The organism is Streptomyces sp. BL1, from assembly GCF_057628045.1.
In genome coordinates, this window is record NZ_JBXYWZ010000001.1 from 14,644 (window position 1) to 34,898 (window position 20,255).

The window sequence follows — 20,255 nt, forward strand, 5'->3', positions numbered from 1 at the left end:
GCACCGTCCGCCGGCAGGCACGCGGCCGGCGCAGGCGTCCTCGCACGCGGGTGCGACCTGCAGTTTTCCCGCACTTGTACCGGCAAGTAGCAGCAGCTGCCTCTTCCCGCCTCGCGAGAGGCGAGGCTCCGCCGGGCAAGCTCACTGCCTCCCTCAGCGCGTTGCCCGCCGGGGCCGTATGGGTACGAACGCGCTGTTCCTTGAGCTTCCGGCCCTTCCTCGTCTCCTCTGGTTCACGGCACGTCAGGTCACCGAGCTAGAAGGGCGGTTCATCGCTGAGCGGGAGAGGAGGCGGTGTGACGCGCTCGTACATGCACTGCAGAGCTTCCGCGGGCGACTTCGTGCTCGTCCTCGTGCCGGTGCGCGATCGCTGAGAAGTGCTCTTCGGTGAAGACGTGGGATTCCAAAGTGTCGGGGTCAAAGTCGGACTCTTCAGGAGTGAACCGCAGTCTGATCTCTCTCCCGCCGTACAAGAGCCGTTCGGCGTCCATGCGCTGACGCAGCCCGGGGCGTCTTTCCAGGCCCTCACAGGCCACAACCGCCACGACGGGGTGACCGTGACGGGTGAGGATCTGGGGCCCGCTGAACTCCTCGGTCGCGGCACGCACCACATCCTCCAGCTGGGAAACCGCGTGCGGCAGTGGGGCCACGCACACGTCCGCCAGCGGCGCACACACCTCGGCCAGGGGCACCAGCGCCGCCCACGGTGGCTTGGCAGGATCCACTGCGAGGAGAGTCGTCGTGCCGTGCTCAGCCGACTCCACCAACTGCGACCAGCGCATGTGGGCCTCGCTCATTTCCACGGGCGCTCCCCACCGCACCCGCGCCCAGTGGCATTCCGGCGGTGTCGCAGCAAGCCACTGCGGCAACGGCGTCCCGCTGCTCCCCTCCCCTGGCTCCACTTCCTGCCCTCCCACAGCGCGGCCGAGCGTTCCCACTCAGCGGATCAGTCCCAAGCGGCGGCCCGCAGCCACCACCACGCACGCTAGGCCGGACCCACGAGGCATCACGCCGTATCGGACAACCACCCGCGTTCACCTGAACGGGTACCGCACACACGCCTCAGCCACCGTTCCCGCCCCTGCAGCCCCACCCCGCTACACCCCGGCCAGCACCTTCCCCAGCCCGGCCGGCAGAGCGGGGCATCGTAGCCACGGGCACTGACAACCACCCCGTACCCCCACGACCCCAAAGCGCCTCCCCCACCCACCAGTTGGCCCAAAACCACCACTCCGGCCCCACACTGGCCTGGAAAACCGCAGGCGGTCACGAGCCTCCGTTGAGCTCCGGGTCGTACGACGGGGACCGCGGGCTCGGAACCTCCTCCCCCACCGCACGCAGGTGTTGGGCGCGGTCGGGCTGGCCATAGCGGTCGAAGATGTGGGCCAGTCCATCGATCAGATGCCTTCGCGCTTCGTTGGGGAGGTCGCGGACGAAGTTCTGCAGGAGTTGCGCCACTTGGACCCATGCGGTGTGAGGGGCGTAGTTTGCCGCGGCTGCGATGAGTTGCTCAACGCGCTGCACGGTGGCGGTGCCGATGGTTTCGGGGTGGTCGAGGAACCAGTAAGCGAGGGCCAGGGACGGGTCGCTGAGCAGTGCTTCGCGCAGGTCCTGGGCGCGTTGGAGACGGTGTTGGTCGTTGTGGGCGTGCTGTTCGGCTTGGTGCTGCTCGCGCAAGAGGCGGTTGGCGTGGGCGGCGTGTTGGGGGTCGGCGGTCAGGTGGATGCGGGCCCACAGCAGCCGGACGGGAGCGTGCGGGAGGTTGGTGGGCTGGCCGAGGCGACTGTTGATGCCTGCCTCGGCGGCCGCGACTTCGCTCAGCTGTCGTGTCTTGGCGATGTCTTGGGCCACGAGCAGTGCGTGGTCGGCGGCCGCGGCGTGCGGGTGCTGGTGTGGGTGGGGTGCGGGCAAGTCCTGCCAGGCGCCGGTGAGGTGCACGTCGAAGTGGTAGCCGGGCATTTGGCTGGGCAGGGTGCAGCTCATCTCCAGGTCGCCGCGGCGACGCTTGTGCCACAGCGCGCTAGTCCACCGGGGCATGCGGCTCGGATGTGGGGGCGGCCGGGTCGGCGCTGCGCAGGGCGAGGAGCAGCTCGTCCCGGAGCTGTTCCTGTGCGGTGGGCGGGTGCTGGGGTTGGACGGGGGTCCAGGCGAAGAGCAGGTGGCTCAGGGCGAGGTAGCGGTTGGCTGCGTAGACAGCGTCGGTCTGGGGCTGGTAGACGGCATGCTGAAGGGTGGTCAGGATCGCTGCGCGCAGGTCGGGGCGGGCGGTTGCTGCATCCATCCAGACGGTGAGGGCCTCTTGGAGCGGGGTCTGGAGGTGCGTGCTGTTGTCCAGGAGGCCGCGCCATCGGGCGGCGTGCCAGGCGCTGTGGTCGTTCTCGGGCGCCGTGGCCAGCAGGACGGGGCTGCCGTCTTCGGTGGTGCGCGCGGCCAAGTGGACGTAGGCGTGGTGAGCGGCAGTACGGCGGCCGTCATGGGTGCCGTCGGCCCACTCGGTGAGGCGGTCTTGGATGGCCTGCTGCTGTTGGGGCTGGTCCCACAGCGTGTTGAGGGCTTGCCCGACTGCGTCGTAGACCTCCTCGTTGTTGGTGTAGGCGGCGAGTTCGGTCAGCCGCAGCAGCATCATGTTCGGATAGACGGCGGCCAGGCGGGCGCAGGCCTGGGCCAGCGCCGTCTTGAGGCGGGGCGGAACCTCCCCATCGCTGCGGCGGGCCCAGGTCAGGTAGGCGTCGCGGGCGCGGCGGCTGGTGTCGGGGGCCAGTACAGCTGCGGTGAGCAGGTCGCGGGCCTGCTCGGAGGGGGTTTCGGCCCACTGTTCGGCGATCTCGCGCAGCAGCTTGGTGGTGCGTTTGCGGCGCATGTATTCCAGCGCCCAGCCGGTGACTCGGCCGGCCAGCTGGTTGGCGACATCGCCGGGTAGGTCCTTGTTGTTGGTCTGCGCGGCGGTCCAGCTGGTGAAGTTCTTGAGGAGGTGGGGACGGTCGGCCCAGAAGTAGTCGACGACGGCCTCGGCGAAGCGGGGACGCCGGAAGGCGATGGTGTCCTCGTCCGTTAGGTCGGCGTCGATGGCGTCGGTTAGGGCGATGACGCCCAGGCCCTGCTGGCCGGGGTGAGGCGTGGGGGCTTCTCCGAGGGCTTTGGCGAGGGTGTCGGCGGCCGCGTACACGGTCTCTACCGGGGCGCCGTCCAAGACGGCGGCGGCGAGCAAGTAGTTGCGGTGGGTACTGTCGTGGTGCTCGGTGTGCCACTCCAGCAACCGGGTGCGCCAGTCTTCGTCTGCCGCAGCGACCACGTGCTCGACCAGCTCCTCGAAGGACTGGTCTGTCTCTTCGTCGAGGAGCTCGGCTTCGCGGATGATGTGGGCCCACTCGACTACATCCGCCGGGAGCAGGTCTTCGATGCCTTCGGTGATCTTCGAATCGGTGAGCCAGCGCTCTGCTTCCACCGGCGGGTCGACCTTCTCCAGGTGGGCGCGCAGCACCGTTTTGGGTTCGGGAGACTGGAGGTCGTGGGCGAGGGGGGTGGTTCCCTTAGCGGCATCGTCCCATGTGTCGGTGTCGGCCAAGACGACCAAGTAGGAGCCGGAGTACTGCAGGTGCGGGGCGTCTTCGGCGAGGGCGGGGCCGATGCCGGAGGGGAGTTTGTCGTCCTCATCGCGCAAGTCCAGGATCCAGCCGGTATCGCGCTCGCGCAGGCCCTCGATGTTGAAGGGGTCTCCGGGCTCGTGCCGCACTTGTCGGATGTGGGGGCCCACTTGGTGGTGCAGTGCTTCCAGGGCGGCGGTGTAGCGACCGGTGCTCTCCGCGGCGTGCAGCACGAGCACGTGCTCGCGGGCGAGGATAGCGTGCAAGGTGGCCCGCTCCTGCGGGGAGCGTTCGTAGGTGGCCAGCCGCTGGTCGATCCAGTGCGGGGGCAGCAGGGCGCCGCGCAGCCGGTGGATCTCCTGGACGATCTGGACGCCGATGGCGACGCCGTCGTTGCGGCCGAAGCGCTGCTCGACCGAGACGCGCGGTTCGCTGTCAGGGACGGCACCCTCGTCGCGACCGGGGTGCTGCTCGGAAGCATCAGGGGTGTCGTCAGATGCCTGACTCTCTTCAACGGGCCGGGCCGCCTGTTGCTCATCGCGCCGCGGCGCCTCGGGGCGCTCTTCGGGGTCCGGCTGGTCGCCGGATGGTGCGGGAGACGGAGCGGCGGTGCCGGGCTCTGGGGGCGAGGGTCGGTCGGCGGGGGGCTGCCCGTCCCGCGCAGGAGGTCCGGGGGTGTCTACCCCGGGAGGCGGGGCACCGTCCGAGGATGAGGTACCGCCCGGGGCGTCGTCGTTGGTGGGTGTTGGGCGGGCGGTCGACGGAGTGTCGAGGTGGGGCGGGAGGGTGTTGTCGGTGGTCATGGCGGCACCTCGCAGACGGCGGACGGGAGAGGTTTCCGGTGTCCGGGGCGTTCATGACGGCGGAGGGCCGCCGATCCTGCGGGCGCGCATGCCGATGTTGGTCCCACCCTGTTCCACCGTGCCTATTTCCTGCTCCACGGAGGCCGTTCCGGTGATCTCGTCGGCGTCCATGCCGGTCTGCCGGCCCGCGACGTGTTCGGTGCGTTGATGCACGAACGGGCCCGAGTCCGGGCGCTGTTCACCGGCGAAAGTCAGGCGCTGGCCGTAGATCTCCTCCAGGGTGCCGCGCAACCGCCCCAGGGTGCGCAGCAGCGGGGCGTCGGTGGGAGCGATAGGGGCGACACCGCGCTGGTAGACGCTCAGCGCATCGCGCAGTTGCTCCAGCTCCTGCCGGTGTGCGGCGAGTTGGGCGGTGTCGGCCTGCAGGGGCAGAGCGAGGATGCCGGTCAGTTCGGCAGGGATCTCCGGTTCAGCCTCCGGTGCACCGTTGCGGTCCAACAGCCGCTCGAGGCGCTGGTAGAGGAACGTCAGGGTGGGTGTCAGTCCGGCGCCGATCACAGCAGACAGCGCGGCAAAATCTGTCACAGCACTCCCCCAGGTGCGAAATGCGGCAGGCGTCTTCCAGGGAATTCTCGCCGCGTTACTCAGCTGCGATCTACACCTTCGCCGGATCTGACTTAAAAGCACGTCTCGCTGGTTCATAACTCCCGTAACACCCGCCTCATCCGGCACCTGTTGAGCCGGAATGCATTTCCTTGCTCCCGCACCGACTAGCGAGATCCGCGGTCTCCGGGAGGCCGGTGCCCGGCCTCCCGGAAGGGCAGCTCGTCGGGGTGGCGGGCCACTCTGACCCGGCGCCAGGCAACATCGAAGTCCATCCGGCCGCCACTCGCCACCACCATCCGGTAGGCCCGCCAGCTGATGACCGGAGATAAAAGACAGCGCATCAGGGTTAGTCGCATACCACTCATCGTCACGACGCCCGCCGCGCCGGGAAGAGAGATGCGTGTTCTGGGAGCCTGTCCGGTGATGGAAGAGAACATTCTGCGCCACATCCTTGCGATATACATGCGGCGAGCGGGAATCAAGATGCTCACTGGATTTCTGTGCTCTTTGAGCCCCCCGATACCTCTGGGGCGTTAGTTGCCCGGAGAAGTCCGCGCGGCAGCGCAGACACACCTTCCCTGCAGTCCGCCAGCGAGCGCGTGGCACGAGCGAACTGGCCCAGAAAGTTGGAGACACCGGCGCACGGACCGGGACAGCCAGACGTAGGAGGAGTAAGAGCGCGCGCTGTCCCCACATCTCCCGTCCCGCCCCGAAGGCCGCACGAGATGATCGCCCAGGAATACACCGAGCTCGTGATGGTCGCTGTCCCGGCGATTGCCGGCGTCTGCCTGGCCCTGCGCCGGGCCGAGATACTTGAGCTGCTTCCCCAGGCCCGCCACCAGCACTCCGAGGAGCGCCTGGTCCGCGAACGCCGGCTGCGGCTGCAGCCGCGGACAGTCTTGAAGTACACCCCTGCCGGGGCAACCGTGCAGGAAGAGGCCGCCGACGGCAGTTCGTTGACCGTCCAACGCTCGTGCGAGGAGTACCACCTGTGGTGAATCGGCCCGAGCCCGTCGCGCTGCTCCCCGGGCTGAATGCCGAGCAGCTGGCCGAGTGCGAAGCACTCCACACGCGCCCTGCTAAACCACTTGCTGCGCGGAACGTTCAACCTCTCCATAGCCGACAGCGAGGACATCGCGCAGAGGGCCTTCGAGGAGCTCCTGTCCCGGTGGCCGCACCTCGATCCGACGTGCGCTGCCGGGTATGCGTGCCGGACCGCCCGCAACCTGGCCAGGGATCTCTTCAGGCGGCGGATACGTGAAAGCCGGGCAACCGGGCCTGACTGGACAACAACCGGGCGAGCATCCCCTCCCCTGACCTTGAGGCCACTGAGGAGGCCGCGCTGCGGCAGGCGATCGACGAACTGGGACCACCACAGCGCGCCGCTGACCGGTACCGTCCTCCACTCCACCGGCCCCGACGCCCAGAACATGCTCCGCACCCTCATCCCCCACCACGCATACCCCTCCCCGCCACACCAGCGCTGGCAACCACCCACCCGCGCATGCCCAACAGCCGCCCACCAGGGGCGAGATGGTGTCGAGCCGAGAAACCTGACCTTGGCCCGAACGCGAGCGCGTGACGGTTTCGGCGGAACGTGACACAGCCCCTGACCTGGCACAGGGCCGCGCGCGGCACGGCAGCCAGCGCTGGTGCTACGCGGGGTGATTGTCAGTGGCAGGAGAGAAGATGTCTTCTAGGGGAAGGAGGAGCTGATGTCCTTATCGCGTTCCGCCACGGATGACCGTATCCCTACACCTGGTGGGTGCCGGTGGTGCGGGATCGACGCACGCGAGCATGCCCGGCAGTGGCTACCGGGGGTGGGCTGGCATGCCTGGGTAGCGCCCACCACCGCGCAACGCAAGGAGCGCATGCAGCAGCGGCGCGCTCGCCGGGAGCTCCCTAGGAAGCCAGGTTCTGTACGTCGGTGAAAATGTCTCGCAGCTGGGTGGGGACGTCCTCGGCGGTGGTCAGCGTGGTAACCAGGTCATAGACCATGTCCGTCTTTCCGTTGGGGCTGTTCTCCTGGGCCTGTTCCTTGAGCATGGTGAGGACACGTCCGCTGAATTTGCTTCCGCGGTGTGGTGTGAAGTCGTCGGCGCTCCAAGGGCGCCCGGTGCGGGGCCAGTGGATGTTGGCGGCGGTTGCCCACTGCTCGTCGCTGAAGAGCTCTTCGAACTCGTTGTGCCCTGCGGTTTCGCCGACGTAGGAGACTTCCGTGGTGAGGTCGAGCCCGGCCTGGATGAGTTTTTCTTCCTTGAAATGCCTGTTGGAGCGGCTGTCGTTGTCGACCATCAGCATGACCGTGCGGTGGTGTTTGACGAGGTAGCCAGCGAGGAGCAGAGCCCCTTCGTTGTTGCCGCAGGCCCAAAGGGCAATGCCGGCTGCCTGCAGGGACAGCCCCTGGGAGAGGCGGAAGAGCAGCGGCACGCTCTGCTGTTCGGTGGGGCCTTCCACCGCGAGGAAGCAGCGTTCGTGGAGCAGGACGGAATTGCGCAGTCCTACGGCGGCCGCGATCTGGCCGAGGTGGAAGTCGATGCCTGCGTGGGTGTCTTCTGTCAGGCGTTCGATGAGGGTGCGGCCGCGGTCGTTGAGCTTGAGGTGGACCACGTCGGCGATGTCGACGCCGTCGATGAGGTTCATCGAGTGCGTGGCGATCATGACGTTGACGTGGGGCAGGGCGCACTGTTTGCGGATGATGTCCATGACGGTGCGCTGGTGGCGGTAATCGAGGTGGGTGTCGGGTTCGTCGTAGACGACGATGGTCTGCGTGGGCTCTGGCGCGCTGTGTTCTGCTGCCGTAGCGAGCTCGGCGCTCTCCAGGAGGTTGCTGGTCCATTCCCACGCCGCCAGGGCGATGCGCCGGGTGCTGCCTTGGCCTGAGCGGGTCAGGTCCACCGGCTCCCCATCGGCCCGGGAGACTTCGAGGGGGGCGCGTTTGAAGCCGCCTTTGAAGGAGACCTCCGGCCTCACCTCTACCTCTACGAACTCGCTGCAGTGCCGGCGGATGTGCTGGCACAGCGAGTGGGCCTCTTTCTCCAGCCGCTGCGTGATCTCCGCTTCGATCTCCCGCACCTGTCCCAGGAGTGTCTCGTCCTCGAGGTGGGTTTCGTAGCAGTTACTGAGCGCGGTGCGGACGGCGTCGTCGGGGCTCTCGTGCCGGCCGCCGAACGACAGCAGCCGCGGGAGGCGTTCCTCCAGTTCTTTGGGAAGCGGCTGCCACTGCTGGACCTGCGGCACGGTCGCGGCGTGCGCGGTGAGGGCGGCGAGCAGGTCGTCCTTGAGTGTCCCGGTGGGGGTCAGGCCGAACTCGGTGACGCGCTGGGCCAGGTCTGGCTTCCGTAGCTGGTCCAGGCCCTGCAGGCGGCTGTCGTCGGGCTGGGCGCCGAAGAACTCCCAGCAGGCGGCCTCATCGGCGCGGGCGCGGCGGCGGATGCGCAAGGAGGAGGGCAGCGTATTGGTCGCTTGCTCCGTGGCATCGAGGGTGAAGTCGCCCTCGACCCACGTCTCCGAGCACCGCTGCCCGGTGACGCCGTCGCTTTGCTCGTAGGTGCGGTCCTCCTCGGTGAGCCGGTGGGTTCCCAGGAGGAAGGCCAGCGCGGTCAGTACCGCGCTTTTGCCGCTGTCGTTGCGCCCGGCCAGGATCGTGGGGCTGCTGATGGGGATGTCTGTCACGTGGGTGAGGGAGCGGAAGCCACCGGCGGAGAGGCGGGTGAGGTGCACGATCGAGCTACTCCGTATCTCCCCTTGGCCGGAAGGGGCGTGGCGTGCGGGCTCTCCCTGCACTGATGGGGCACGTGTTGCCCTCCGTGCAGGAAGTCATCGTAGATGCCTATCAGGCAAATACCCCACACTTCTTGCCACTTGAGGCGGTCCGGCCCCGCACGCTGCCGGGAGTGATGCCGCCACCGGCGGCTTGCCCCCCCCCCGCGTGCCGCGAGAGGGGAGGCGGGGCGGGCGTTTCTCTTCCTCACCCGTACCCCGCCGTCACTCCCCCAGCGGTGGGCACACAGGACCTTGAGATCCCTCATCTACCCGCCCAGGGAGGGAAGTTGGGTGGATCAGTAGCCGCAGGGCGTAGAGGGCGCTGGTGCAACGCACCTGCCGCATGTGGGCCGGCAGGGCACCGGCGCGAGCTCGCCTGCTGCACGACCGGCACAACGCGGTGCCCCCCCCGGGGGGGCCGCCGCCTGCCCCCGGGAATCAGGTACGCACGTCTTCCCGCTGCGCGCCCAGGCTCCGGAATCCGTGGCCAGCCGTCTCGGTGCAGTGCCCCCGCGCACACCCCGCCCCGAGCCGCTCACGGGACGGGCGCGCACCTGCGGCAACAGCGCGCCACGCCGGAACAGGCGGAGTCAGGACGGGACACCGAGACCGGGTCAACTGCCCTGCCAGGTACGGAAGTTACCCCAGGGCGGGGGTCGGTGTGGCGCGGCGTTGGGCCGTACGGGCGGGGCGGGGTAGCGCGGCGTTTCCTGGTGGTGGCCTGCTCGTTGGGCCATGAGTGATCTTGCATGTCCCGCCCTGGCGGGGCTGCGGCAAGAGCGCGTGGACCTGCCGGAGCATGGGTGCTCCGGCCCGAGAAGAGGAGGATCTTGTGCGTCGGATGAGCATTGCCCTGGCCCTGGCCGTGGCCGCCGGTGGACTCGGTGCGTCGGCAGTGGGCGCCCAGGCCGCTGCCGCCTCGGAGCCCCCGTTCCCCTACAGCGACTGCCTCGACGCGACCGCGAAGCACGGGGAGAGCCCCTCACACGGGAAGTGGCACTGCGACCAGCTGGTCAAGAAGGGCTGGGTCACCCCGCCCAGCAACTGACCCGGCCCCCGGACAGCCACACCCCCGCCCCTCCCCGCCCCGACGTGGGGCGGGGCGGGGCATCCCGGCCCGGCCGGCCACCGCCCGGGCCGGGGGCGCCCGTTCCTTCCCGGGCGGGGGCGCACGGACACCGCGCGGCCAGCGGCAGCCGGCCACGCGCGGGGACGCACGGGGACGGCGTACGGGCCGGGTGGCAGCCGAGCGGGCGGCGCCGCAGGCCCTCAACGCCCGTACGGAACGCCGGCGTTGACACACCCACCGCACGCAGCACGGAGAACAGCAGCGGGCGCAGCGTCCCCGCGAACGGCCCCCGCACGCCCGCCCCCTTGCGGCGCCCAACCCCCCTGCCGGCCTCTGCGCTGGGCCGTGGGCGTGACGCGTCACCGAGGAGGCCCGGGCGCCTCCCCTCGCCCCGTCCGGCAGCTGCGGGCAGGGCCAGAGGACGCCGGCGCAGCCAGGAAAGAGGGGGCGCCCTGGGCGCTTCCTCCCCCGCATCCGGCCTAGCCGGCCGCCGGAGCCGGTGCTGTGGGGGCCGTGGTGTTGTGCTGTTCGGCCCAGTGGTCCAGGGCGGTGCGGCAGGCGTGGTCGAGGTGGCGCAGCCCGGAGAGGTCGAGTTCGACCGGCTTGCCGCGGGGCAGCGACTCCAGGGTGTCCAGGATCTTCGGCAGCCGCAGGAAGGTCGCGTTGCCGCTGAGGGCGACGACGAGGCGGCCGCCGGTGAGTTCGTGCGTGGCGATGTGGAGGTGCGAGGTCTCCCACGCGCTCTTCACGACGGCGAGCAGCAGCCCCACGAGCACGCCCTCGAACATGTTGGCCAGCACGATGGCGAGTGCCGTCACAGCGAGGATGACGGCCTCGCCCCGGTGTTCGCGCCACAGCGGCAGCAGTTGACGTGCGGGCACCAGCTTGGCGCCGGCGTGCACCAGTACGGCCGCGAGCGCCGCGAGCGGGATGACGCCGAGGGCCGCGGGGAGCAGGGCGGCGAACACCAGGAGCCACAGACCGTGCAGGATGCGGGAGAGCTTGGTGCGGGCGCCTGCCTGGACGTTGGCGGCGCTGCGTACGATCACCGCGGTCATGGGCAGGGCGCCGAGGAGACCGCACACGGCGTTGCCCGCGCCCTGGGCCATGAGTTCCTTGTCGTAGTCCGTACGTGCGCCGTTGTGCATGCGGTCGACGGCGGCGGCGCTGAAGAGGCTCTCCGCCGAGGCGATGAGAGTGAACGCGAGGACGGTGCCGAGCGCGGAGACCTGGGCCAGCACCGTGAGGTCACCGGCGCCGGGCGGCTGCACGGAGGCCAGCAGGCCGTGGACCTCCACCTTCTCGACGGGGAGACCGGCGATCGCCGTCACCACCGTGGCCACGGCGATCGCGGCGAGCGGCCCCGGCACCACGCGGACTTTGGCGGGCATCCGCTTCCACACAACCAGCAGGGCGAGGGTGGCGGCACCGACCCCGAAAGCCGTCATGGCCCGCGGGTTAGGGCCGGTCACGAGCCCGGCGGCCAGGCCGGGCAGCCCGGTGATCTTCGCGATGCCGGTGCCCGGCTGCGGGGTGTCGGCCATCGCGTACACCTGGCCCAGGACGAGGAGCAGGCCGATGCCGGCCAGCATCCCCTGCACGACGGCGACCGATATCGCGCGGAACCAGCGGCCCAGGCGCAGGGCCCCCAGGCCGAGTTGGAGGAGCCCGGCGGCGAGGACGAGGGCGCCGAGCGCGGCGAGACCGAAGGCGTGCACCGCCTCGTAGACAAGCACGGTGAGCCCGGCGGCGGGGCCGCTGACCTGGAGCGAGCTGCCGGGCAGGCAGCCGGTGAGCAGTCCGCCGACGATCCCGGTGATCAGGCCGAGTTCGGCCGGCACCCCGGAGGCGACGGCGACGCCGACGCACAGGGGGACGGCGACGAGGAAGACGACGAGGGAGGCGAGGACGTCGCGCCGCACAGCGGCGGGACGGAGCGTGGAGGGGAGGGCGTTACTGAAGCGGGGCAGCATGGGATTTTCCGATTCCTCGACGTGATGCGCGAAGTGCTGTGTCAGGGAGGCGCGTTACAGCGGGAGGGAGGCGCGTTACAGCGGCAGGAAGGCGCCGCTGCCGGGCCGGTGGCTTCACACCACCCCGGTGTTCACCTCGTAGAACCCGGCGTGCAGAAAGAGGCACTCCGCCCCGATGCCCCCCGCGTACGCACGGGTAGGCGCGCAGTCTGGCCGGCTGCGCGAGCGCGTGCCGCTGCGCGGCCCCGGCGACGTCGCACGCAACCGGCTGCGGCATCCGGCCCCTTCCCTCCCCCCTGTGCTGCGGCTGCCGCGGCGCGGCGCGGTGCTGTCGAGCCACGCACGTACGGCCGGGGCGGCGCGCAGATCGTCATTGCGTGCCAGAGCGCCCACCGCCCCGCACGGGGAGTGCCCGCACACCACGATGTGCCCGACCCCCAGGACATCGACCGCGTACTCGATGCTCGCGGCCTCCCCCGCGGGGTGCCCGCGGCGGTAGGCGGGCACGATGTTGCCCGCCGTGCGCAGCGCGAAGAGTTCCCCCGGGCCCGGCCCGGCCCCGGTGCTCAGGGACGGCATGACCCGGGAGTCGGAACACGTGAGGAACCGGGCCCGCGGGCTCTGCCCGGCTTCGAACTCCTGGAAGTCCGCCGCGCCTTCCGTACACCGGGACGCGAACACCCGGGCCTGTGCGATCAGTTGCTGCATGGTCGGCCTGCCTCCTACGCGCCCCGCCGCGGGGCACGTGGTGTGGTCGGGTCAGGGAGTCGTGGCCCGGAGACCACGTGCCGCACTCTCGCGCACCGTTCCTGAAGGGACGCTGAAGACCCGCCCGTAGCGGCGGTGACGACACCGACGGGGGCGGAGAGGCGCGCGGCGCGCTGCGCCGCCGCAGCGCACCGCGCTGCCCACCCGGCCGGGCAGCCGGCTGGGCAGTCGGCCGGGCAGCCGACTCATGGTCAAGCACGGCGCAGCGGCCGGCCGGGATCCGGCAGCGGCACCCGGACGTGGCTGAGGACACGTCAGGCGGTGTGCCGGCAGGGGCAGATCCGGAGGCGGGGACTGTGGCCCGGCGCGCAGGACCCGGGGCGCGGCGGCGGACAGGCCGGCCCCCTCCCCGTTCCGCGGCCGGGGCACGCCGGGCAGCAGCCCGGTCCGGGACCGCAACAGCCCACAAGGGGCGCCGGACCGCAAGGAGCGTCCAGGCCGGAAGGGGCGTCCAGGCCGCCGGAGAGGGTGTGCGGGCCGGGCCCCCGAGGACGTACGGGGCGCGCCGGGCAGCAGCCCGCAAGGGTGTCCAGGCCGCAAGGGGGCGTCCAGGACGGCGGAGAGGGGTGTGCGGGCCCGGGCCCCGAGGACGTACGGGGCGCGGGGTCAGGGTTTGCGGGCCAGGGCGCCGTAGAGGGGGACGTCCCCCTCACCCAGCCCCTCGGCGGCCGCATCCTCGGGCCGCCAGCGGTGCACGACTCTCAGCCCGGGATCGACCAGCTCCAGGCCGTCGAAGAACCGCGCCACCTCCTGCCGCGAACGGCAGACCAAAGGGGCCCCGGCCGCGGCGAAGACACCGGCCACCTCCCCCATCGCAGCCGGCGCGAAATCCGCCGTCACATGACTGAGCGCCAGATAGCTGCCCGACGGCAGCACCTCCAAGAGCCGGGCGACCACCGGATAGGGGTCGGTACCGGCCGGCAGCCAGTGCAGAACCGCCAGCAGCGACAGCGCCACCGGCTCGCGCAGATCCAAAGTCTCCCGCAGCACCCCGTGCCCGGTGACCGACTCCGGATCACGCAGATCCGCCTCGAGATAAGCGGTACGGCCCGCCCGCCCGCTGGTGTGCAGGGCCTGGGAATGCACCAACACGATCGGATCATTGTCGGCGTAGACGACGCGGGCGGCAGGGGTGACGCCCTGGACGACCTCGTGCAGATTCGGCGACACCGGAATCCCCGTGCCGATGTCGAGGAACTGGCCAATCCCCGCCTCACGCGCCAGATAGCGCACCACACGGTGCATGAAAGCCCGGTTGTGCCGGGCAATAGCAGCAGCCCCGGGCAGGACCTTCAGAGTCTCCTCCGCCGCCTGCCGGTCCGCCGCATAGTGCGTCTTCCCGCCCAGCAGCGCATCGTAGACCCGCGCCGGATGCGGCCTGTCCGCATGCAGATCCACCAGACCATGCCGCCCCCGCGACCCCGCGGGCCGTGGCCACGGCCGTGACCGCTCCGACACACCCCCACCCCACTTCCCCACACACCACCCCGCACCGCCCCGCGCCGGCAAGCGCGGACGGCCAACTCCCCCGCGCACACTAGCGCCCCACCCCACCCCGACACGCCCCGAAACAACCCCCACCCACCCCCACACACGACCCAGGCACCAGACCCCCTACGGCCGATGACGGCCCCGCACACCAGACCCCCGCGGGCAGCTACGCGGGCCGGGTGCCGGACACCCCGTACGCGCAGAACCCGCAACCAGACACCAGCCCCCACCCCGCCCCGCCAAGAGCCGCCCGGCCCGGCACAGCAGGACCCGCAGCACCCCGAGGCGGGCGCAGCCCCGAAACCACGAACGGGGCCGGAGTCGGGCACCGGAGTCCTTCCCGTACCCCGCCGGCAGGGGCCGTGCAGCCGGGGCGCAGCAGGGATTGCGGCCGCCTCCGGGCAGGCGCCGCCCGAAACCACCCGGCACCCGGAACCCCGGCACCCACCGCGCCCCTGACCTGCTCAGGGCCTCCCCACACCTGCGCGCCTTCGCTCCCACCCGCGACACGCGGACGCGCCCGGAACCCCGCCCCGCCGGATCCGCCCGACCGCCGGCCCGCACCTGGGCCAGAACGAGCTGACCAGAAAGAGGCGTAGCCCAACACCGGGCGACGCCGCAGACACCCCTGACCGGGAGGAGCGGCCCGACCCCTCAACCGGCAGGCAACTCCAGCCCCTTCGCCCACTGCGCAACCGGGAGAGCCGACCGAGCCCGGGGAAAAACCGGCGATCCCCACCACCCCGCGCCCCGCCGCCAGAGCCGAGCCGTACGCCCCGGCGCAGCACGGACGACAGCAGCCCAGCGGGCAGACGCGGCCCACGCCACGAACAGGGGGCCGCAACCGGATACCGGCCCCCTCCGCCCGGCCCGGCCGGCAGGAAACCGTGCGCCCGGGACGCAGCACGGATTGCGGCAGCCCCAGCCGGCAGACGCAGCCCCGAACCCACGAACGGGGCCGGAGCCGGGCACCGGAGTCCTTCCCCCACCCCGCCGGCAGGGGCCGTGCGGCCGGGGCGCAGCAGGGTTTGCGGCCGCCTCCGGGCAGGCGCAGCCTGAAACCATGGCGACTGCTGAACGCACCTACCAGGGCCCCGCCGCCCTCCTCCTCAACGAGACCGAATACCCGGTGACCGCCGAACTCACGGCCTACCGCACCACCGGCGGCGACGAGGAATGGTGCGGACTGCTGAAAACCGACAACCCCCTCGAAGACTTCGCCCGCTTCGCCGACCAGCCCGTCACCCTCCGCCTCCCCAAGGGCGACGACGAAGGCGGCGAAGACAGCAGCGAAAGCGGGAACGAGGCGCAGGTACTCCTGCACGGCTGGGGCAGCCAGTACGTACGCGTCCAAGGCAGCGGCGACGCTCCCTTCTAACCCCTGCCCCTCCCGTTTCCCGGCCCCGCTCCCCGGCCCCGCCGGCCACATCCGGCGCACGCCCCTGCGTGGCCGGTGACCCGTATGACGGCGGCAGTGGACCACGCCGCCGGGCCTGCGCCACCGTCATGGCTGCGCCGGCTCAGCGGCGGCGCAGCCGTGGCGGGGTGAGGTCCGTGGCGGGGGCGGCGGCCGCCTCCCGCGCCCACACGGTGAGCGCCGTGATGTCGAGACCGTACGGCGGGTCTTCGCTGTAGGGGGCGAGGCTGTCGGCCGCACGGGTCAGCAACGACGCCGCACCGGAAGCGTTGCCGCGGGCCGCGTGGGTAAGGCCGACGGCGAACTGGGCCAACGCCCGCCACAACCCCCGCTCGCTCTCGGGGCCGGTTTTCCAGGCGTCCTCGAACACCTCGTGTGCGTGGAAAGGCATGCCGGTGTCGAGGAGGTGCTGGGCCTCGGTGAGGGTCTCCTGCGCGGTACGCACGACTCCCTCAGGCTGCCGCGCCACCCCCGGCGTCCCATACGGCAACGGACGCCCCAACCCGTCCCGCGGCCGCGCATTCTGCGCCCGCCCCGTGGCCGGGTCCCGGTCCCGCCCCCGGGGGCGGCTCCGACTGCGCGGCGCAGCCGAGGAGTTACCGGCCCCGGCACGCTGCCCGCCGGAGACAGCCCCCTCACCGGGAACGGCCCCCTCACCGGGGACGGCCGCCTCGCCGGAGGCGGCAGACGCAGCAGCGCCCGCGCCGGAACCCGCACCCGTACCGGGCCCCGCACCGGGGCCCGCCCCCGCAGGAGACTCCTCCACCGGCTGCTCTCCCGCCCCCGCACCAGAGGAAGCGGCACCATCATCCGCACCGCCGGACCGGCCGGCAGCAGAGGGAGCGGCACCATCATCGGACACAGCAGCCCCGGCAGACGCAGCAGCAGCGCCGGCGGCGTCACAGGAGACCGCACCACACCGCGGACACGGCCTACGCGGGTCGGCGGACTCACGCACCCCGCCGCACCCGGCACACACCAGCCCCGCCCAGCACGCCGGGTCACCGCCCCCGCCACGGTCCTCGCTCACGCGGCCTCCCTCACATCCTGCGTCCGTACCGGTCACCACCCCCGAAACCCTACGGGCCACGAGAGGACCCCACGCCACACCAGAGGGGCAAGCGACACGCCCGCACCCGACACCTGGCCGACAGGCCGCACCCCACCCCCTGAACCGAACATGCCCCCCCCACACCGGAGAACAGAAAAAGCCCCGGAACCCACCAGAGGGCCACCACGACAGCCACCACCACGGCGACGAGCCCCCCCCGGGGGCACCGACACAGCACACCAGGGAAGAAGGACGGACCGGGCACCAGGGAAAAAGAGGCGGGCGGGCCGGCCGGGCAGGGCGCAGGCCGGCGCACCCCTCCCGGCCGATCCTGCCGCCCCGGCACACACCGCCCCAACACGCAGGCACATACGGACCGTTCAGCCGGCCCCCGCCCACCAGCAACCCCGGCCCGCCCCCGGACGGCACCACCCGAAACGAACGTGCCCCAGGCAGCCGCGCCCGAGGCAGCCCCGCACCCGGAACCCACACCCCCTACCCCGGCCTCCCGCCCACACCCCTCACCCCGGCACCGCAGACGCCGCGCCCACACCCGCCCGCCGCACCCGCCCGCCGCGCCCGGCAGGATGGCCGGCCGGGTGTGCACCCGGCTGTTGACACAAGCCGAACTGCACGCGCCCGCACACCCGTTCTGGCCGAAACGGCACCGCCCCGCCGCACCCGGCCGCCCACCAAGCCCCTCCCGCCCTCCCCCGGCACGCAGGGCGGCGCCCGGCCCGCCCGACGACAGCAGAACCCGGCATTCCGCCAGGCCACACGGAGAATTTCCGGCCGAGCACGAAAGCGTCATCGCCCCACCACACCGCCCGCCGGTACGGTCAGGCCCCGGTGCCCTCCAGCCCCGGGAACCCGGTGCCGGCCAGCCCGGAAAGGGAGTGGCGCACATGACCTACCCCGAGCGTGAATCCGCCCCGAAACCCTCACCCGTCACCGTCCAGGGCCTCCTCGAACCCAGACTGTCCCGCGGACTGTGGCTCATCAAGTGGCTGCTGGTCCTGCCGCACATGGTCGTGCTGCTGTTCCTGTGGATCGGCTACGCGCTGGTGTCGGTGGTCGCCTTCTTCGCGATCCTCTTCACCGCCCGCTACCCCCGCCCCCTCTTCGACTTCTCCGTGGGGGTGCTGCGCTGGAGCTGGCGCGTGCACTTCTATTCGTACGGGGCGCTGGGCACCGACCGCTACCCGCCCTTCACCCTCGCCGATGTGCCGGACTACCCCGCACGCCTCGAGATCGCCTACCCCGAACAGCTCTCCCGCGGACTCGTCCTCATCAAATGGTGGCTCCTCGCCCTCCCCCAACTACTGGTCGTCGCCCTCCTCACCGGCGGCTCCGTACGCGCCGGCGGACTCACCGGACTCCTCGTCCTCTTCGCCGGCATCTCCCTCCTCTTCACCGGCCACTACCCGGCCGGCATGTTCCCCCTCATCCTCGGCCTCCAACGCTGGATGCTCCGCGTCGCCGCCTACACCAGCCTCCTCACCGACACCTACCCACCCTTCCGCCTCGACCAAGGCCCCCACGAACCCCCCACCACCACAACACACACCACAACACACACCCCCACCTGACCCACCACCACAAACCCCACCCACAAACCGTGTTTCGGCACCACACACCCCTGACACCCCGTCACCCGAGACCCCGCCCGGGCCGTGTGTGGGGGCCTGATCGTCAGGTCACCCGGGACCCGACCCGGGACCCGAGCACAGCGAGCTGCCTGCAGCCGACTGCCCCCCCCCGGGGCGAGTCGGCGCGGACGGCGGCGGTCAGCCGAAGACCGGGGTTTCGGCCGAGTAGAGGAAGCGGGTCCGGGAGCGGTCGAGGAAGTTCTCCTCGTCCGCCGCGATGGTGGTGGTGTAGGTGTCGGAGGTGAACCAGCGAGTGGCGTCGGCGATGCTGTCGACCCACACCTCGGCGACACCGTCACAGACAGCGGTGCTGATGCCGGGGATCTCGTCGCCGGTGGGCAGCAGTTGCACGTAGCGCCGGACCGGGACCTCTCCGGCGGGCAGCGTCGCCAGCAACGGGGTGTGCTTCTGCGTCCAGTACTCCACGAACTCCTCGTGGGACAGGTCCGGCCGCCGCGTCAGGAAGATACTGAGCTTGATCACAGGAGACTCCTCGAAACCGAGATTGACTTGCCTGAGCAACTGACAACGTAGACCGCATTACTTGCCCGGGCAATAGATATTTCTTGCCCAGGCAAATAACATGGGCCACATGGACGAACCCTCACCCTGGCTCGACACCGAGCAGCAGGACCTCTGGCAAGACCTCCTCACCGTCGTGATCGCCCTGCCCGCCGCCCTGGACCGCCAACTGCAACGCGACGCAGGCATCTCCAACTTCGAATACAGCGTCCTCGCCCGCCTCTCGATGGCGCCTCAAGCCACCATGCGGTTCAGCGAGTTGGCCCGGGACTGCGACAGCACCCTCCCCCGCCTGTCAAAACTCATGGACCGCTTCGAAACCCGAGAATGGACCACCCGCCAACCCGACCCCCACGACGGCCGCTACACCCTCGCCACCCTCACCGACACCGGCCGGCAGAAGGTCGTCGACAGCGCGCCGGCACACGTCGCACAGGTGCACCGACTCGTGTTCGAGCCTCTCACCGCTGCGCAGCGCCGCCACCTCGGCGCAGCACTCACCAAATCGCCGAAACCCTCCGCCAGGAGGCAGGCGACTCCACCGGGCGAACACACTGACCCCGCACAACCACACACACACGAACAACAAGCCCCCCGAGGACAGTTCGACCGGTTACGCATCGCCGAACTGCCGAGACGCCCTCGCCTCCATGCGCGCACCACCGGAAGATCACCTGGCCAGGAACCCTGTTCGACCCGCGCATCCCGGCCTCACACCCCGCCCATGAGTGAACGACGCCCGCACCCCAGCGACCCGCCCGACACCCGCCGCGAGTTGACCCAGCCCACCCTCACCACCCGGCACCCCCGACAGCAGCACAGCGGCCGTCCCGTAACTGCTGGTGACAAGCGTTGGCCAGGCAGAAACTGCGTGCTGGCGAGTCCGCAGTGCCGGTATGGTCCGGTATCCCGCCCGCCCTACCAGCGGCCGACATTCAGAGAGCGATCCACATGACCAGCCAGCACGCGACGACGACCCTGTGGCGTCCCACCGGCCCCAAGGAGCTGGAGCTGGTCCGCGAGCTGAACTGGCATGCGTGGCCGCCCCGGCTGCCCGAGCAGCCAATCTTCTACCCGGTCCTCAACGAGGACTACGCGATCAAAATCGCGCGGGACTGGAACGTGAAACACCACGGCGCCGGCTACGTCACCCGCTTCGAGGCCGAGTCACAGTTCCTGAGCCGGTACCCCGTCCAACAGGCCGGCGGACAGACGATCCTCGAACTCCGGGTTCCCGCCGAGGAGCCGGAGGACCTCAACGCCCACATCGTCGGCGAAATCCAGCTGGTCCACGAGTTCCACTGACACGGGAAGCCTGCTGACAAGGGCATGCCGGCCCGGTACGAGAAACCCGACGCGGCTGGCGCGATCACACCGCCGAAGCCGCCCCGGACAACCCCGCTCACCGGGCCGAGCCGGCTTGCCTTGCGAACCCGCCACCCCCGCACAGGAGATGAAGAACAAGCCCAGGATAATTCGGCGCACCCCCTCACCATGCGCCGCAAGGTACCCCCCACAGCCGACAACACCCACACCGGACACACACACAGCCCGACC

Annotated in this window: 17 protein-coding genes; 7 read left to right on the forward strand and 10 right to left on the reverse strand. The window is 70.8% G+C overall.

Features of this window, described 5'->3' with window-relative positions; genetic code table 11:
* Nucleotides 1–269: 269 nt before the first annotated feature.
* From AC3AGO_RS00045 to AC3AGO_RS00060, 4 genes are all read right to left on the reverse strand, one after another.
* The gene (locus AC3AGO_RS00045) at nt 270–803 is read right to left on the reverse strand and encodes a hypothetical protein (protein WP_487817973.1); all 534 of its coding nucleotides are present in this window, start codon (nt 801–803) and stop codon (nt 270–272) included.
* Between the two features lie 463 nt (nt 804–1,266).
* Nucleotides 1,267–2,037: a hypothetical protein gene (locus AC3AGO_RS00050; RefSeq protein WP_487817974.1), complete on the reverse strand. Its 771-nt coding sequence runs from the start codon at nt 2,035–2,037 to the stop codon at nt 1,267–1,269.
* On the reverse strand, nt 2,021–4,387 hold the full coding sequence (locus tag AC3AGO_RS00055) for a hypothetical protein (RefSeq protein WP_487817975.1): 2,367 nt from the start codon (nt 4,385–4,387) through the stop codon (nt 2,021–2,023). Before AC3AGO_RS00055 ends, AC3AGO_RS00050 begins: the two co-directional genes overlap by 17 nt.
* A gap of 51 nt (nt 4,388–4,438) precedes the next feature.
* Nucleotides 4,439–4,972 carry a hypothetical protein gene (locus AC3AGO_RS00060; RefSeq protein ID WP_487817976.1) on the reverse strand — a complete coding sequence of 178 codons (534 nt, stop codon included), beginning with the start codon at nt 4,970–4,972 and terminating at the stop codon, nt 4,439–4,441.
* A 746-nt stretch (nt 4,973–5,718) separates the two neighbouring features.
* Between AC3AGO_RS00060 and AC3AGO_RS00065 the strand changes: the two genes are divergently transcribed.
* Nucleotides 5,719–5,991 carry a hypothetical protein gene (locus AC3AGO_RS00065; protein ID WP_487817977.1) on the forward strand — a complete coding sequence of 91 codons (273 nt, stop codon included), beginning with the start codon at nt 5,719–5,721 and terminating at the stop codon, nt 5,989–5,991.
* A gap of 36 nt (nt 5,992–6,027) precedes the next feature.
* The gene (locus AC3AGO_RS00070) at nt 6,028–6,594 is read left to right on the forward strand and encodes an RNA polymerase sigma factor (RefSeq protein WP_487817978.1); all 567 of its coding nucleotides are present in this window, start codon (nt 6,028–6,030) and stop codon (nt 6,592–6,594) included.
* A gap of 301 nt (nt 6,595–6,895) precedes the next feature.
* On the opposite strand, the gene AC3AGO_RS00075 is transcribed toward AC3AGO_RS00070, so the two are convergent.
* Complete coding sequence (locus AC3AGO_RS00075) at nt 6,896–8,716, reverse strand: ATP-dependent nuclease (protein WP_487817979.1); 1,821 nt, start codon at nt 8,714–8,716, stop codon at nt 6,896–6,898.
* Nucleotides 8,717–9,599: 883 nt separating this feature from the next.
* Between AC3AGO_RS00075 and AC3AGO_RS00080 the strand changes: the two genes are divergently transcribed.
* On the forward strand, nt 9,600–9,806 hold the full coding sequence (locus AC3AGO_RS00080) for a hypothetical protein (protein WP_487817980.1): 207 nt from the start codon (nt 9,600–9,602) through the stop codon (nt 9,804–9,806).
* 500 nt (nt 9,807–10,306) lie between these two features.
* On the opposite strand, the gene AC3AGO_RS00085 is transcribed toward AC3AGO_RS00080, so the two are convergent.
* From AC3AGO_RS00085 to AC3AGO_RS00095, 3 genes are all read right to left on the reverse strand, one after another.
* Entirely contained in the window at nt 10,307–11,800 is a 1,494-nt protein-coding gene (locus AC3AGO_RS00085) for a SulP family inorganic anion transporter (protein WP_487817981.1), read from the reverse strand.
* A gap of 114 nt (nt 11,801–11,914) precedes the next feature.
* Nucleotides 11,915–12,508, reverse strand: coding sequence for a carbonic anhydrase (locus tag AC3AGO_RS00090; protein ID WP_487817982.1), 594 nt, complete (start codon nt 12,506–12,508; stop codon nt 11,915–11,917).
* A gap of 666 nt (nt 12,509–13,174) precedes the next feature.
* Nucleotides 13,175–13,969 (reverse strand): SAM-dependent methyltransferase, encoded by a 795-nt coding sequence (locus tag AC3AGO_RS00095; RefSeq protein ID WP_487817989.1) that lies wholly within the window; start codon nt 13,967–13,969, stop codon nt 13,175–13,177.
* A gap of 1,153 nt (nt 13,970–15,122) precedes the next feature.
* On the opposite strand from AC3AGO_RS00095, the gene AC3AGO_RS00100 reads away from it, so the two are divergent.
* On the forward strand, nt 15,123–15,437 hold the full coding sequence (locus AC3AGO_RS00100; RefSeq protein ID WP_487817983.1) for a DUF4873 domain-containing protein: 315 nt from the start codon (nt 15,123–15,125) through the stop codon (nt 15,435–15,437).
* A gap of 142 nt (nt 15,438–15,579) precedes the next feature.
* Here the strand turns inward: AC3AGO_RS00100 and AC3AGO_RS00105 are convergent, their stop codons facing one another.
* The gene (locus AC3AGO_RS00105) at nt 15,580–15,921 is read right to left on the reverse strand and encodes a DUF309 domain-containing protein (RefSeq protein ID WP_487817984.1); all 342 of its coding nucleotides are present in this window, start codon (nt 15,919–15,921) and stop codon (nt 15,580–15,582) included.
* Nucleotides 15,922–17,432: 1,511 nt separating this feature from the next.
* Between AC3AGO_RS00105 and AC3AGO_RS00110 the strand changes: the two genes are divergently transcribed.
* Entirely contained in the window at nt 17,433–18,116 is a 684-nt protein-coding gene (locus AC3AGO_RS00110) for a DUF4389 domain-containing protein (RefSeq protein ID WP_487817985.1), read from the forward strand.
* A 198-nt stretch (nt 18,117–18,314) separates the two neighbouring features.
* Here the strand turns inward: AC3AGO_RS00110 and AC3AGO_RS00115 are convergent, their stop codons facing one another.
* On the reverse strand, nt 18,315–18,659 hold the full coding sequence (locus AC3AGO_RS00115; protein WP_487817986.1) for an EthD domain-containing protein: 345 nt from the start codon (nt 18,657–18,659) through the stop codon (nt 18,315–18,317).
* 109 nt (nt 18,660–18,768) lie between these two features.
* On the opposite strand from AC3AGO_RS00115, the gene AC3AGO_RS00120 reads away from it, so the two are divergent.
* Together AC3AGO_RS00120 and AC3AGO_RS00125 are read left to right on the forward strand one after the other, a co-directional pair.
* Nucleotides 18,769–19,653: a MarR family winged helix-turn-helix transcriptional regulator gene (locus tag AC3AGO_RS00120; RefSeq protein WP_487817987.1), complete on the forward strand. Its 885-nt coding sequence runs from the start codon at nt 18,769–18,771 to the stop codon at nt 19,651–19,653.
* Nucleotides 19,650–20,003 (forward strand): hypothetical protein, encoded by a 354-nt coding sequence (locus tag AC3AGO_RS00125; protein ID WP_487817988.1) that lies wholly within the window; start codon nt 19,650–19,652, stop codon nt 20,001–20,003. The genes AC3AGO_RS00120 and AC3AGO_RS00125 overlap by 4 nt, the downstream gene beginning before the upstream one ends.
* The last annotated feature ends 252 nt before the right edge of the window (nt 20,004–20,255 follow it).